This window comes from Pseudomonas sp. B21-023 (genome assembly GCF_024749165.1).
Lineage (GTDB): Bacteria > Pseudomonadota > Gammaproteobacteria > Pseudomonadales > Pseudomonadaceae > Aquipseudomonas.
Genome location: NZ_CP087190.1, coordinates 1,233,850 through 1,247,532, shown reverse-complemented (window position 1 = coordinate 1,247,532; position 13,683 = coordinate 1,233,850). Strand labels below are relative to the sequence as shown.

Here is a 13,683-nt window from a genome sequence, read left to right as displayed (position 1 = left end):
AGCCGGCCGCAGGCTTCAGCGGCCGTGGCGTCGCAACCATTCCCGGGACAGCTCCCGGGCACGCTGGTCGGCGGCGAATACCGCGTCGAGCGTGGGCAATGCCACCACAGGCTCCTGGTCGAGCACTTGTTCGATCATACCCGCGATCTCCGGGAAGCGGATACGCCGCTGGAGAAACGCTTCGACAGCCACTTCGTTGGCGGCATTAAGCACCGCCGGCGCACTGTTGCCCGCCTCGGCAGCCTGACGCGCCAGGCGCAGGCATGGGAAGCGCTGTTCGTCGGGGGCCTGGAAATCCAGACGGGCGATGGCGAACAGGTCCAGCGGCGCCACGCCCGAATCGATGCGCTCCGGCCAGGCCAGGGCATTGGAGATCGGCGTGCGCATGTCGGGGTTGCCCAACTGGGCGAGCACCGAGCCATCGACATAGTCCACCAACGAGTGGATGACACTCTGCGGGTGCACCACCACTTCGACCTGCGAAGGCTTGGCATCGAACAGCCAGCAGGCCTCGATCAGCTCCAGGCCTTTGTTCAGCATGCTCGCCGAGTCGACCGAGATCTTGCGCCCCATGGACCAATTCGGGTGAGCGCAGGCCTGTTCCGGCGTGACATCCAGCAAGGCTTCAGCCGGGGTTTCGCGGAACGGGCCGCCGGAGGCCGTCAGCAGGATGCGGCGCACGCCGACAGCGCCCAGGCCCCGGGCGTAGTCGCCGGGCATGCACTGGAATATCGCGTTGTGCTCGCTGTCGATCGGCAGCAGCACCGCGCCGCTACGCTGCACCGCCTGCATGAACAGGGCCCCGGACATCACCAGGGCTTCCTTGTTGGCCAACAGTACCTTCTTGCCCGCCTCGACCGCGGCCAGGGTTGGACGCAGGCCGGCAGCACCAACGATGGCGGCCATCACGGTATCAACCTCCGATGCGGAGGCGACCTGGCACAGCCCGGCCTCACCTTCCAGCACCTCGGTGGCACATCCGCTCCTGGCCAGCCCCGCGCGCAGCCGCCCGGCCGCCTCGGCACTCGGCACCACGGCGTACGCCGGGAGATGGCGCTCGCACAGGGCCAGCAGCTCGTCGATGCGCGAATAGCCGCTCAAGGCGAACACCTGGTAACGGTCAGGATGGCGAGCGATGACGTCCAACGTGCTCAAGCCAATGGAGCCGGTGGCCCCCAGCACGGTAATGCGTTGCACGCGACTCACATCACACCCCACTCAGCCGCCCACAACAATACGGCAAACATCGGAATCGCCGCGGTCAGGCTGTCGATGCGATCAAGCACGCCGCCATGGCCCGGCAGCAGGTTGCTGCTGTCCTTGATGCCTTCACGGCGCTTGAACATGCTTTCGGTCAGGTCGCCGACCACCGAAGACATCACCACCACCACGGCGCCCAGCAAGCCCAGCAGCACCTGGCCGACACTCCAGTCACGGGCAATGCCCACGCCCAGGGTGATCAGCAGGCTGACCGCGAGGCCGCCATACACGCCCTCCCAGCTCTTGCCCGGGCTGACCTGTGGCGCCAGCTTGCGCTTGCCGAAGGCACGGCCGGAGAAATAGGCACCGATGTCGGCCGCCCAGACCAGCACCATGACCGCCAGGATCAGCCAGTTGCCCAGCGGCCAGTGCTTGAGCAGCACCAGACCCTGCCAGGCGGGCAGCAACACCAGCAGGCCGATCAGCAGGCGGCAGGCGGCACTGCTCCACAGCTCGCCGCTGCGCGGATAGGTCAGCACCAGCCACGTGGCCAGCGCCCACCAGATCACCGAAGCGCCCAGCACCCAGGGCGCGAGATCCGGCATCAGGTAGAGCAGCATCAGCCCGCCCGCGACCACGGCGGCATAGGCGATGCGCAACGGTTGCGCCACCAGGCCGGCCAGGCGCGCCCACTCCCAGGCACCGAGCGTCACCACGAAACCGATGAAGAGGGCGAAATCCCCACCATTGAGCAGGAAGAAACCACCCACCGCGATCGGCAGCAGGATCAGCGCGGTAATGATGCGTTGTTTAAGCATTAAGCACGGGCTCCGGCTTCGACCTGCTCGCTGGTCTTACCGAAGCGGCGCTGGCGCGAAGCGAAATCGGCCAGCGCATTGCGCATGGCCTCGTGTTTGAAGTCCGGCCAATAGAGGTCGGAGAAGTACAGCTCGGCGTAGGCCAGCTGCCACAAGAGGAAATTGCTGATGCGGTGCTCGCCACCGGTGCGGATGCACAGGTCAGGCAATGGCAGGTCACCCGTCACCAGGCAGGTCTGCAACAGATCCGGCGTGATGTCCTCCGGCCGCAGATGGCCGGCCTGCACTTCACGCGCCAGGCGCTGGGCAGCCTGGGCAATATCCCACTGGCCACCGTAGTTGGCGGCGATCTGCAGGATGAAGCGGTTGCTGCCGGCGGTCGCAGCCTCAGCCTCGCGCATAGCAGCCTGGAGTTCAGGGTGGAAGCGTGAGCGGTCGCCGATGATGCGCAGGCTGATGTTATTGTCGTTCAGGCGCTTGGCCTCTCGGCGCAGCGCCTTGAAGAACAGGTCCATGAGGGCACTGACTTCGTCCGCCGGTCGCTGCCAGTTCTCACTGGAGAACGCAAAAAGCGTGAGCACCTCGACCTTGGCCTCGGCGCACACTTCAATTACGGCGCGCACCGCATCGACACCCGCTTTATGCCCGGCAACGCCGGGCATGAAGCGCTTCTTCGCCCAGCGATTATTCCCATCCATGATGATCGCCACGTGACGCGGCACCACGGAGGGCACAGTCTGCTTGGTCTTTTCCATGAAGGCGTCCTGACCCTTAGATGGCCATCAGGTCCTTTTCTTTTGCTTCGGTGGCCTTGGCGATCTGCGCCTCGAAATCCTTGATCAGCTTGTCGATGTCGGCACTGGCACGACGCTCTTCGTCTTCACTGATTTCCTTGTCCTTGGACAGCTTCTTCAGGTCACCCATGGCGTCACGACGAATGTTGCGCACGGCAACGCGGGCATCTTCGGCTGCGGCACGTGCCTGCTTGGTGAAGCCCTTGCGGGTTTCTTCGGTCAGCGGGGGCATGTTGACCAGCAGCAACTCACCCAGGTTGGTCGGGTTGAGGTTCAAGCCGGCACTGCCGATGGCCTTGTCGATGGCGCCCAGCATGTTGCGCTCGAAAGGCACCACTTGCAGGGTCTGGTTGTCTTTCACGGTCACGTTGGCCACGCTGGTCAGCGGGGTGTCGGTGCCATAGTAAGGCACCATCACGCTACCCAGGACGCTCGGGTGCGCCTTGCCAGTGCGGATCTGGCCAAATGCGTGGATCAGCGACTCCAGCGACTTTTGCATGCGCGCCTGGGCGTCTTTCTTGATTTCGTTGATCATTTTTGAACTTCCTCGATCAGAGTTCCTTCCGCGCCGCCATGCACGATGTTCAGCAGGGCGCCGGGTTTGTTCATGTTGAAGACGCGCAACGGCATCTTGTGATCGCGGCACAGGCAGATTGCCGTCAGGTCCATTACACCCAGCTTGCGATCCAGCACTTCATCGTAGGACAGATGATCGAACTTCTCGGCATGCGGGTCCTTGAATGGATCTGCAGTGTATACACCATCGACCTTGGTTGCCTTCAATACCACGTCGGCATCGATTTCGATGGCGCGCAGGCAAGCGGCGGAGTCGGTGGTGAAGAACGGGTTGCCGGTACCGGCAGCGAAGATCACGACTTCTTTCGAGTTCAGGTGGCGCATGGCCTTGCGGCGATCATAGTGATCGGTGACGCCGACCATGGAGATGGCCGACATGACGATCGCGGTGATGTTCGCCCGCTCCAGCGCGTCGCGCATGGCCAGTGCGTTCATCACGGTGGCCAGCATGCCCATGTGGTCGCCAGTGACCCGATCCATGCCGGCCGCGCTGAGCGCCGCACCACGGAACAGGTTGCCACCACCGATCACCAGGCCGACCTGGACGCCGATGCCGACCAGTTGGCCGACTTCCAGCGCCATGCGATCCAGGACCTTGGGGTCGATCCCGAACTCTTCCGAGCCCATCAGGGCCTCGCCGCTAAGTTTGAGTAGAATGCGTTTATAGCGAGCCTGATGACCACTGCCCTGCTGAGCCATTGCGAATCTCTCCTGCGGCGTTTGTAAAAATCTGGCGGGCTGCTTCAGCCTGCGCGTAACTCTAGCGTGACGCAGCTACTGCGTCAGCGAGCAGCGGCCTCGTAAACCACTCCCGCTTTGACAAAGAGGCTGCGCGCGTGAGCGGGCAGCCTCTTTGGGGCGACAGACGAGTCCGTCTTACTGCTTGGCGGCAGCTACCTGTGCGGCAACTTCGGCAGCGAAGTCGTCAACCGGCTTCTCGATGCCTTCGCCAACCTTGAAGTAGGTGAAGGAAACGATTTCGGCACCGGCTTTCTTGGCCAGCGCGCCGACTTTGACTTCCGGGTCCATCACGAAGGCTTGCTCTTTCAGCGAGGCTTCGGCTTTGAACTTGGAGATACGACCGTTGATCATGTTTTCAACGATGTTTTCCGGCTTGCCGGCGATCTTGTCAGCGTTCAGCTGCAGGAAGACGTTCTTCTCACGCTCGATGGCCTCGGCAGAGATTTCCGACGCATCCAGGAACTCTGGGTTCGAAGCGGCAACGTGCATGGCAATGTTCTTGGCCAGATCGACGTCACCGCCTTTCAGGACAACAACTGCACCGATCTTGTTACCGTGCAGGTAGGCACCGACAACGTCACCTTCAACGCGCACCAGGCGACGGATGTTGACGTTCTCACCGCACTTGGCGACCAGGGCTTCACGAGCGGCTTCACGCGAAGCGATCAGCGGAGCGGCGTCGGTCAGCTTCTCGGCGAAGGCCTGCTCGATGCTTTCGGCGACGAAGTTCTTGAAGTCGTCTTGCAGGGCCAGGAAGTCGGTCTGCGAGTTCACTTCCAGCAGAACGGCGGATTTACCGTCGGTCTTGACGGCGATGGCGCCTTCGGCGGCAACGTTGCCAGCCTTCTTGGCGGCCTTGATGGCGCCCGAGGCACGCATGTCGTCAATGGCTTTCTCGATGTCGCCGCCGGCCTTTTCCAGGGCCTTCTTGCAATCCATCATGCCTTCGCCGGTACGCTCGCGCAGTTCTTTGACCAGCGCTGCAGTAATTGCTGCCATTTCAAAATCCTCTTGGAAAGTTTTTCAACCATTCCACCCGTTCGTCACGGGCGTTAAATTCTGCAAATCCGCTGTTTTTACCTCAGCCGGCCCATGATGCGGGGCCTTCGCTGACAGCAGGATTTCAAGGTGGCAAAAAGGGGGCAAAGCCCCCTTTTTGCGTGCCAAGTAGACGCTAAGCGTCAATTACTCGGCAGCAGGTGCAGCCGCTTCTTCAACATAGACTTCAGTGCCGCCGGCAACGTTGTTGCGGCCGCGGATGACGGCGTCGGCCATCGAAGTCATGTACAGCTCGATAGCGCGGATGGCGTCATCGTTACCTGGGATGATGTAGTCAACACCTTCAGGGCTGCTGTTGGTATCGACAACGCCGATAACCGGAATGCCCAGCTTGTTGGCTTCGGTGATGGCAATGCGCTCGTGGTCGACGTCGATCACGAACAGGGCATCAGGCAGGCCGCCCATGTCCTTGATACCACCCAGGCTGCGGTCCAGTTTCTCCAGATCGCGCGAACGCATCAGGGCTTCTTTCTTGGTCAGCTTGGTGAAAGTACCATCTTCGGCCTGGGTTTCCAGGTCACGCAGACGCTTGATCGAAGCGCGGATGGTCTTGTAGTTGGTCAGCATGCCGCCCAACCAACGGTGATCAACGTATGGCGAACCGCAACGAGCAGCTTGCTCGGCGACGATCTTGCCGGCGGAACGCTTGGTGCCGACGAACATGATCTTGTTCTTGCCCTGGGCCAGGCGTTCTACGAAGGACAGAGCCTCGTTGAACATCGGCAGGGTTTTTTCCAGGTTGATGATGTGGATCTTGTTGCGCGCGCCGAAAATGTACTTGCCCATTTTCGGGTTCCAGTAACGGGTCTGGTGGCCGAAGTGCACACCGGCCTTCAGCATATCGCGCATGTTGACTTGGGACATGATAGTTCCTTGATAAGTCGGGTTGGGCCTCCACGTATCCCAATGGCCAACCCGTGTTTCCAGGGAAACCGGGCACCCAGGCCATCGTGTCGACACGTGTGTGGGTTTGAGCTGACGGAGGACATCCCCCGAAAGCGGCGCATTTTATACCACAGCCGGCGAGCGAACGGAACCCGGATGATGCTTCGTCCGTCAGCGGCTTTTGCAGCCCCCGCCTTTTGGGGCCAGAATGCCCTCAATAGACCACCGGATCTGCTGGACTATCCCGACAGATCGACGCCGCGCTCTGGTAGAATCCGGCCTTTCCCGTTTGTTCGCGCCGCCCGCGGCGCCGTAGAGAGCCTGTAATGACCGTCACCATCAAGACCGCAGAAGACATCGAGAAGATGCGCATCGCCGGCCGCCTGGCCGCCGAAGTGCTGGAAATGATCGAGCCACACGTCAAGCCCGGTATCACCACCGAGGAGCTCGACCGCCTCTGCCACGACTACATCGTCAACGAGCAGAAGGCCATCCCGGCGCCACTGAACTACAAAGGCTTCCCCAAGTCGATCTGCACCTCGATCAACCACGTGGTCTGCCATGGCATCCCCAATGACAAGGCACTCAAGGATGGCGACACCATCAACATCGATGTGACCGTGATCAAGGACGGCTACCACGGCGACACTAGCCGGATGTTCCATGTCGGCACCGTCGCGCCGTGGGCCGAACGCCTGTCCAAGGTCACCCAGGAGTGCCTGTACAAGGCCATCGAACTGGTCAAGCCCGGCTGCCGCCTGGGCGACATCGGCGAGGTGATCCAGAAGCATGCCGAAAAGAACGGTTTCTCGGTGGTCCGCGAGTTCTGCGGCCACGGCATCGGCAAGGTGTTCCACGAAGAGCCACAGATCGTCCACTACGGCCGCGCCGGCACCGGCATGGAGCTCAAGGAAGGCATGACCTTCACCATCGAACCGATGATCAACCAGGGCAAGGCCGACACCAAGGTGCTGGGCGACGGCTGGACCGCCATCACCAAGGACCGCAAGCTCTCGGCCCAGTGGGAACACACCCTGGTGGTGACCGCCACCGGCTACGAGATCTTCACCCTGCGCAAGGACGACACCATCCCGCGCACCTCGGCCTGATACTGAACCACAGGAACGCGACTCGATGCCCCAGGTGGATCCCGAACTGTTCGACCGCGGCCAGTTCCAGGCGGAACTGGCCCTCAAGGCAAGCCCCATCGCCGCTTTCAAGAAGGCCATCCGCATGGCCAGCGAGGTGCTCGACAAGCGTTTTCGCGAAGGCCGCGAGATCCGTCGGCTGATCGAGGACCGCGCCTGGTTCGTCGACAACATCCTGCAACAGGCCTGGCACCAGTTCAGCTGGGGCACGCCAGACGGCATCGCCCTGGTGGCGGTTGGCGGCTACGGCCGTGGCGAGCTGCATCCGTATTCGGACATCGATCTGCTGATCCTGCTCGACGCCGCCGAGCACGAGCAGTACCGCGATGCCATCGAGCGCTTCCTCACCCTGCTCTGGGACATTGGCCTGGAGGTCGGCCAGAGCGTGCGCACCGTCGACGAGTGCGCCGAGCAGGCCCGGGCCGACCTCACGGTCATCACCAACCTGATGGAAAGCCGCACCATCGCCGGCCCCGAGCCCCTGCGCCAGCGCATGCTCGACGCCACCAGCACCGCGCACATGTGGCCCAGCAAGGAGTTCTTCCTGGCCAAACGTGCCGAACTCAAGGCCCGCCATCACAAGTACAACGATACCGAGTACAACCTCGAACCCAACGTAAAGGGCGGCCCGGGCGGCCTGCGCGACATCCAGACCGTGCTCTGGGTAGCCAGGCGCCAGTACGGCACGCTGAACCTGCACGCGCTGGCCGGTGAAGACTTCCTGCTGGAGAGCGAAAACGAGCTGCTGGCCTCGTCCCAGGCCTTCCTCTGGCGTGTGCGTTACGCCCTGCACATGCTGGCCGGGCGCGCCGAAGACCGCCTGCTGTTCGACCACCAGCGCAGCATCGCCGCGCTGCTGGGCTACACCGACGAGAACCCCAAGCGCGCCATCGAACAATTCATGCAGCAGTACTACCGGGTGGTGATGAGCATCAGCCAGCTGTGCGACCTGATCATCCAGCATTTTGAAGAGGTGATCCTGGCCGATGACAGCGGCGCCACGCAGCCGGTCAATGCGCGGTTCCGCCTGCACGATGGCTATATAGAAGCGGTCAACCCGAACGTTTTCCGGCGCACCCCGTTCGCCATGCTGGAAATCTTCGTGCTGATGGCCCAGCACCCCGAAATCAAGGGCGTGCGCGCCGACACCGTGCGCTTGCTGCGCGAACATCGCCACCTGATCGACGACAAGTTCCGCCACGATATCCGCAACACCAGCCTGTTCATCGAGCTGTTCAAGTGCGAGATCGGCATCCACCGCAACCTGCGGCGAATGAACCGCTACGGCATCCTCGGCCGCTACCTGCCGGAGTTCGGCCTGATCGTCGGGCAGATGCAGCACGACCTGTTCCACATCTACACGGTCGATGCCCACACCCTCAACCTGATCAAGCACCTGCGCAAACTGCAATACACGCCGGTCTCGGAGAAGTTCCCGCTGGCCAGCAAGCTCATGGGCCGCCTGCCCAAGCCCGAGCTGATTTACCTGGCAGGGCTTTACCATGACATAGGCAAGGGTCGCCAGGGTGACCACTCCGAACTGGGCGCCGTCGACGCGCAAGCGTTCTGCCAGCGCCACCAGTTGCCGGCCTGGGACAGCCGCCTGATTGTCTGGCTGGTGCTGAACCACCTGGTAATGTCCACCACCGCCCAGCGCAAGGACCTCTCCGACCCACAGGTGATCAACGATTTCGCGCTGCATGTCGGTGACGAGACGCGCCTGGATTACCTCTACGTGCTGACCGTGGCCGACATCAATGCCACCAACCCCAGCCTGTGGAACTCCTGGCGAGCGAGCCTGCTGCGCCAGCTCTATACCGAAACCAAGCGCGCCCTGCGCCGTGGCCTGGAAAACCCGCTGGACCGCGAAGAGCAGATCCGCCAGACGCAAAGCGCGGCGCTGGACATCCTGGTGCGCGAGGGCACCGACCCGGATGACGTCGAGCAGCTCTGGTCGCAACTGGGCGACGACTACTTTCTCAAGCACACTGCCGCCGATGTGGCCTGGCACAGTGATGCGATCCTCCAGCAACCGGCCGATGGCGGCCCGCTGGTGCTGATCAAGGAGACCACCCAGCGCGAATTCGAGGGCGGCACGCAGATCTTCATCTACGCCCCCGACCAGCACGATTTCTTCGCCGTGACCGTGGCCGCCATGGCCCAGCTCAACCTGAACATCCACGATGCCCGGATCATCACCTCGAGCAGCCAGTTCACCCTCGACACCTATATCGTGCTCGACAACGACGGCGGCTCGATCGGTGACAATCCACAGCGGGTCAGGCAGATCCGCGACGGCCTGACCGAGGCGCTGCGCAATCCCGAGGACTACCCGGCGATCATCCAGCGCCGGGTGCCACGCCAGCTCAAGCACTTCGATTTCCCGCCGCAGGTGACCATCCTCAACGACGCCCAGCGCCCGGTGACCATCCTCGAGATCACCGCGCCCGACCGCCCCGGCCTGCTGGCCAGGATCGGGCGGATCTTCCTCGAGTTCGACATCTCACTGCAAAACGCCAAGATCGCCACTCTCGGCGAGCGCGTGGAAGACGTGTTCTTCATCACCGACGCCGACAACCAGCCGCTGTCCGACCCGCAGCTGTGCAGCCGCCTGCAGGAAGCCATCGTCCAGCAGTTGCAGGCCGGCCAGGCCAGCGACGCCAGCCCTACCCGCATGACCTTTTGACGCTAACGAGACCTTGCGCCGATGAACCACGCCCTGACCCAGCTCCAGCCCTACCCGTTCGAGAAACTGCGCGCCCTGCTGGGCACCGTGAAACCGGCAGCCGACAAGCGCGCCATCGCCTTGTCGATCGGTGAGCCGAAACATGAATCGCCGGCGTTCGTCGCCAGGGCCATGGCCGACAACCTCGACAAGCTGGCGGTATACCCCAGCACCATCGGCCTCCCGGCCCTGCGCCAGGCCATCGGCCAGTGGTGCGAACGGCGCTTCGGCGTGCCAACGGGCTGGCTGGACGCCGACCGTCACATCCTGCCGGTCAATGGCACCCGCGAAGCACTGTTCGCCTTCACCCAGGCCGTGGTCAACCGCGCCGATGACGGCCTGGTGGTCAGCCCCAACCCGTTCTACCAAATCTACGAAGGTGCGGCCCTGCTGGCCGGCGCCACCCCGCACTACCTGCCATGCCTGGAAAGCAACGGCTTCAACCCCGACTTTGACGCCGTGCCGGACGAGACCTGGGAACGCTGCCAGGTCCTGTTCCTGTGCTCCCCGGGCAACCCCACCGGCGCCCTGGTGCCGATGGATACCCTGAAGAAGCTGATCGCCCTCGCCGACAAGCACGACTTCGTGATCGCCGCCGACGAGTGCTACAGCGAGCTGTACTTCGACGAGGACGTGCCGCCACCGGGCCTGCTGAGCGCATGCGCTGCGCTTGGTCGCAGTGACTTCAAGCGCTGCGTGGTGTTCCACAGCCTGTCCAAGCGCTCCAACCTGCCCGGCCTGCGTTCGGGCTTCGTGGCTGGCGACGCCGAGATCATCAAACCATTCCTGCTGTACCGGACCTACCACGGTTGCGCAATGCCGGTGCAAACCCAGCTGGCCAGCATCGCCGCCTGGCAGGACGAGGCCCACGTGCGCGAGAACCGCGACCAGTACCGCGCCAAGTACGACGCGGTGCTCGACATCCTGCAGCCGGTAATGGATGTACAGCGCCCGGATGGCAGCTTCTACCTGTGGGCCAAGGTACCGGGCAGCGACGCAGAATTCACCCGCGACTTGTTCGAGGCAGAGCATGTCACTGTGGTGCCGGGGTCGTACCTGTCCCGCGAGGTGAACGGCGTAAACCCAGGCGCCGGCCGCGTGCGCATGGCGCTGGTTGCTCCGCTGGCCGAGTGCATCGAAGCCGCAGAGCGTATTCGCGCATTCCTGAGCCGTTAATGTCATAACGCCCCTCTTCGGAGGGGCGTCGCCCCAGCAATATGCACAGCTCATGGCCTGCCCGCATCCCAGATACTTGCCACCCTCTCCAACCAGACGGTGACAACAAATGGTCGATTCCCTCCTTGCCTCATCCACCTATCGCCTGCGCAAGAAGCTGTACTCAGCCCATGCGCAGCACACACGCCGTAAGCGCTCGGTAGGCGTAACCTCGGTATTCTGGTCTGCCGGCCAGACACTCAGGATCTCGTTCCTGAACGGCACCTGCCCCTGGCACAAGCAGGCGATCGTCGCCACTGCGTGCCATTGGCTCAGGTACGCCAACCTGCATTTCAAGCTTGTCAACGATGGTGACAGCCAGGCCGAAATCCGCATTCGTACCGATGTCGCCGAAGACATCAACTACAGCGTCCTGGGCAACCAGTCGCTGAATGAGGCGGACGAGAGCATGGCCATTGGCGCCAAGCTGTCAGACCCGCGCTTCGAAGCAATCGTCCTGCATGAGTTCGGCCATGCGCTGGGCATGGATCACGAGCATCAGCATCCCCACGCCAACATTCCCTGGGACCTCGCGGCACTGCGTCCGCTGTTGAGAGAAATCCTCGCCAAGGAAGTGGACGACCAGGAGGCGCTCGACGATGCGATCGAGGACGAGCTCGCCACCCAGTTTCTTCCGGTGCCTGACGATGGCACCCGATTGCTGCTGCCCTACGACAGGCAGTCAATCATGCATTATCAGGTCAGGCAGACGCACACAGTCGGTAACTGGAAGGCAAGGCGAAACCAGGTAATCAGTGAAAAAGACAAACGCTTCATGCGCCTGGTCTATCCCCACCCCTGTCAGTTGCGCTGCTAACGAACCAGCCCCAGGTTCGCCTCACTCATGTCCAACTCGCCCAGCACCTGGCGCACCACTTCATCGCCCACCCGGTGCTGGCGATGCAACTCATATAGCTCCAAGCGCTGCGCCCGCAGCGCACGGAGCCTCAGGCGGCGCTCCAACTGGTCCATCTGCTCGGCCAGCGCACGGGCCTCGGCGGTGTCGTTGTAGCTGTCCAGTTCATCCCGGTATTCGGCCATCAGCCGCGCTTTCAGCTCGGTGGCCAGGGTGGCCTGGGCGGCGTCCTGGGGCGCATTGGCATCGATCACCTCCTCGGCTTCCAGGGCATGGATAGCCGCTTCGGCGGTGCGCCGCCAGGCCTCCTGCACCTCCTGGTGCAAGCGTTCGTCAGGGCTCTTGGTCACGCCACGCAGCAGGATCGGCAGGGCAATCACCGCGCTGACCAGCGACAGCAGGATCACCCCGGCGGCAATGAAGATCAGCAGGTCGCGCTCGGGGAAGGCTTTGCCCGCCCCCATCAGCAACGGCACCGACATCACGCCCGCCAGGGTCACCGCCCCGCGCACGCCGCCAAAGGTCAGCAGCCAGCAGGAGCGCGCGGTCGGCATCAGCACCAGCGCCGGCTTGCCGCGCCAGCGCCGCACCACGCCGATCGCCCGCCAGATGCTCTGCACCCAGACAAAACGCAGCAGCACCAGCGCGGCGAAGATCGCCACCACGTCCAGGCAGCGCCAGGCCAGGGTCGGCCACACCGTCGCCTCGTCGGTGACCACCGCCTTGATGATGTCCGGCAACTGCAGGCCGAGCAGCAGGAAGATCAGGCCGTTGAAAGCGAACTCCAGCAACGACCAGACACTGCGGTTGAGCAGGCGGGTGCTGGTCTGACGCGGCAGCAGGTCGAGCCAGCTCTGCATCATGCCCGCGGCCACCGCCGAGAGGATGCCCGACACGCCCAGGCGCTCGGCCAGCACGTAGGCGGCGAACGGCAGCAGCAGCATGAACACCACGTGGGTGGCCGGATCGTCCCAACCGCGGGTGATCATCCACATGCGCAGGCGCCCCACCAGCCAGCTCAGCGCCACGCCCACCGCCAGGCCGCCAAGGGCGACGAGCACGAAGGTCAGGCTGGCCTCGGTCAGCGAGAACACGCCGGTGATGGCGGCGGCCAGGGCGAACTTGAAGGTTACCAGGCCCGAGGCGTCGTTCATCAATGCCTCGCCCTGGAGCATGTGCATCAGGGGCGTGGGCAGGCGGTCCTGGGTGATGGCCGAGACCGCCACCGCATCGGTGGGCGACAGCACCGCCGCCAGGGCGAAGGCCACCGGCAGGGGAATGCTCGGCAGCAGCCAGTGGATGAAGTACCCGGCACCGACCACGGTGAACAGCACCAGCCCCACGGCCAGAGCCACCACCGGCCCGCGGATACGCCACAGCTCGCGCTTGGGCATACGCCAGCCATCGGCGAACAGCAACGGCGGCAGGAACAGGAACAGGAACAACTCCGGGTCCAGCGCCACGTGCAGGCCCAGGGTTGGCCAGGCCAGCAAGGCACCGGCACAGATCTGCACCAGCGGCAGCGGCAGCGGCAACACCCGCCCCACCAGTTTCGACACGCTCACCAGCATCAGCAGGATAAGAACGGTATAGGCTGACTGCATGGGCAAGCTTCCTGTGTGATCGGAGAAACGACAGCGAAACATCGCCATTGAAACAATATGTT

At 63.3% G+C, this 13,683-nt stretch carries 12 protein-coding genes; 4 read left to right on the top strand and 8 right to left on the bottom strand.

Annotated features, from left to right (window positions below; translation table 11 throughout):
* Positions 1-15 precede the first annotated feature (15 nt).
* The 7 genes from ispC to rpsB form a co-directional block, all read right to left on the bottom strand.
* Positions 16-1,206, bottom strand: a complete 1,191-nt coding sequence (gene ispC, locus LOY42_RS05690; protein ID WP_139669195.1) for a 1-deoxy-D-xylulose-5-phosphate reductoisomerase — start codon at positions 1,204-1,206, stop codon at positions 16-18.
* A complete protein-coding gene (locus LOY42_RS05685) occupies positions 1,203-2,018 on the bottom strand; it encodes a phosphatidate cytidylyltransferase (RefSeq protein WP_038706689.1) in 816 nt (271 codons plus the stop codon). Before LOY42_RS05685 ends, ispC begins: the two co-directional genes overlap by 4 nt.
* A complete protein-coding gene (uppS, locus tag LOY42_RS05680) occupies positions 2,018-2,773 on the bottom strand; it encodes a polyprenyl diphosphate synthase (RefSeq protein ID WP_102684051.1) in 756 nt (251 codons plus the stop codon). The genes LOY42_RS05685 and uppS overlap by 1 nt, the downstream gene beginning before the upstream one ends.
* A 16-nt stretch (positions 2,774-2,789) precedes the next feature.
* Entirely contained in the window at positions 2,790-3,347 is a 558-nt protein-coding gene (gene frr, locus LOY42_RS05675; RefSeq protein WP_046854394.1) for a ribosome recycling factor, read from the bottom strand.
* Positions 3,344-4,087, bottom strand: a complete 744-nt coding sequence (pyrH, locus tag LOY42_RS05670) for a UMP kinase (RefSeq protein ID WP_023629889.1) — start codon at positions 4,085-4,087, stop codon at positions 3,344-3,346. The genes frr and pyrH overlap by 4 nt, the downstream gene beginning before the upstream one ends.
* Positions 4,088-4,264: 177 nt before the next feature.
* On the bottom strand, positions 4,265-5,128 hold the full coding sequence (gene tsf, locus LOY42_RS05665; protein ID WP_023629890.1) for a translation elongation factor Ts: 864 nt from the start codon (positions 5,126-5,128) through the stop codon (positions 4,265-4,267).
* 186 nt (positions 5,129-5,314) lie between these two features.
* A complete protein-coding gene (gene rpsB, locus LOY42_RS05660; RefSeq protein WP_023629884.1) occupies positions 5,315-6,052 on the bottom strand; it encodes a 30S ribosomal protein S2 in 738 nt (245 codons plus the stop codon).
* 347 nt (positions 6,053-6,399) lie between these two features.
* On the opposite strand from rpsB, the gene map reads away from it, so the two are divergent.
* From map to LOY42_RS05640, 4 genes are all read left to right on the top strand, one after another.
* On the top strand, positions 6,400-7,182 hold the full coding sequence (gene map, locus LOY42_RS05655) for a type I methionyl aminopeptidase (RefSeq protein WP_094011637.1): 783 nt from the start codon (positions 6,400-6,402) through the stop codon (positions 7,180-7,182).
* A gap of 25 nt (positions 7,183-7,207) precedes the next feature.
* A complete protein-coding gene (locus LOY42_RS05650) occupies positions 7,208-9,907 on the top strand; it encodes a [protein-PII] uridylyltransferase (protein WP_139669194.1) in 2,700 nt (899 codons plus the stop codon).
* Positions 9,908-9,928: 21 nt separating this feature from the next.
* Positions 9,929-11,122: a succinyldiaminopimelate transaminase gene (dapC, locus tag LOY42_RS05645; protein WP_139669193.1), complete on the top strand. Its 1,194-nt coding sequence runs from the start codon at positions 9,929-9,931 to the stop codon at positions 11,120-11,122.
* Positions 11,123-11,231: 109 nt separating this feature from the next.
* Positions 11,232-11,978: a peptidase M12 gene (locus LOY42_RS05640; protein ID WP_258599999.1), complete on the top strand. Its 747-nt coding sequence runs from the start codon at positions 11,232-11,234 to the stop codon at positions 11,976-11,978.
* Here the strand turns inward: LOY42_RS05640 and LOY42_RS05635 are convergent.
* Complete coding sequence (locus tag LOY42_RS05635; protein WP_139669189.1) at positions 11,975-13,621, bottom strand: Na+/H+ antiporter; 1,647 nt, start codon at positions 13,619-13,621, stop codon at positions 11,975-11,977. The genes LOY42_RS05640 and LOY42_RS05635 overlap by 4 nt on opposite strands.
* Positions 13,622-13,683: the final 62 nt, after the last annotated feature.

What these genes read in the sequence shown, in the direction of transcription:
- LOY42_RS05685 (WP_038706689.1), bottom strand. Translation starts at nt 2,018, where the DNA reads ATGCTTAAACAACGCATCATTACCGCGCTGATCCTGCTGCCGATCGCG.
- uppS (WP_102684051.1), bottom strand. Translation starts at nt 2,773, where the DNA reads ATGGAAAAGACCAAGCAGACTGTGCCCTCCGTGGTGCCGCGTCACGTG.
- frr (WP_046854394.1), bottom strand. Translation starts at nt 3,347, where the DNA reads ATGATCAACGAAATCAAGAAAGACGCCCAGGCGCGCATGCAAAAGTCG.
- pyrH (WP_023629889.1), bottom strand. Translation starts at nt 4,087, where the DNA reads ATGGCTCAGCAGGGCAGTGGTCATCAGGCTCGCTATAAACGCATTCTA.
- tsf (WP_023629890.1), bottom strand. Translation starts at nt 5,128, where the DNA reads ATGGCAGCAATTACTGCAGCGCTGGTCAAAGAACTGCGCGAGCGTACC.
- rpsB (WP_023629884.1), bottom strand. Translation starts at nt 6,052, where the DNA reads ATGTCCCAAGTCAACATGCGCGATATGCTGAAGGCCGGTGTGCACTTC.
- map (WP_094011637.1), top strand. Translation starts at nt 6,400, where the DNA reads ATGACCGTCACCATCAAGACCGCAGAAGACATCGAGAAGATGCGCATC.
- LOY42_RS05650 (WP_139669194.1), top strand. Translation starts at nt 7,208, where the DNA reads ATGCCCCAGGTGGATCCCGAACTGTTCGACCGCGGCCAGTTCCAGGCG.
- dapC (WP_139669193.1), top strand. Translation starts at nt 9,929, where the DNA reads ATGAACCACGCCCTGACCCAGCTCCAGCCCTACCCGTTCGAGAAACTG.
- LOY42_RS05640 (WP_258599999.1), top strand. Translation starts at nt 11,232, where the DNA reads ATGGTCGATTCCCTCCTTGCCTCATCCACCTATCGCCTGCGCAAGAAG.
- LOY42_RS05635 (WP_139669189.1), bottom strand. Translation starts at nt 13,621, where the DNA reads ATGCAGTCAGCCTATACCGTTCTTATCCTGCTGATGCTGGTGAGCGTG.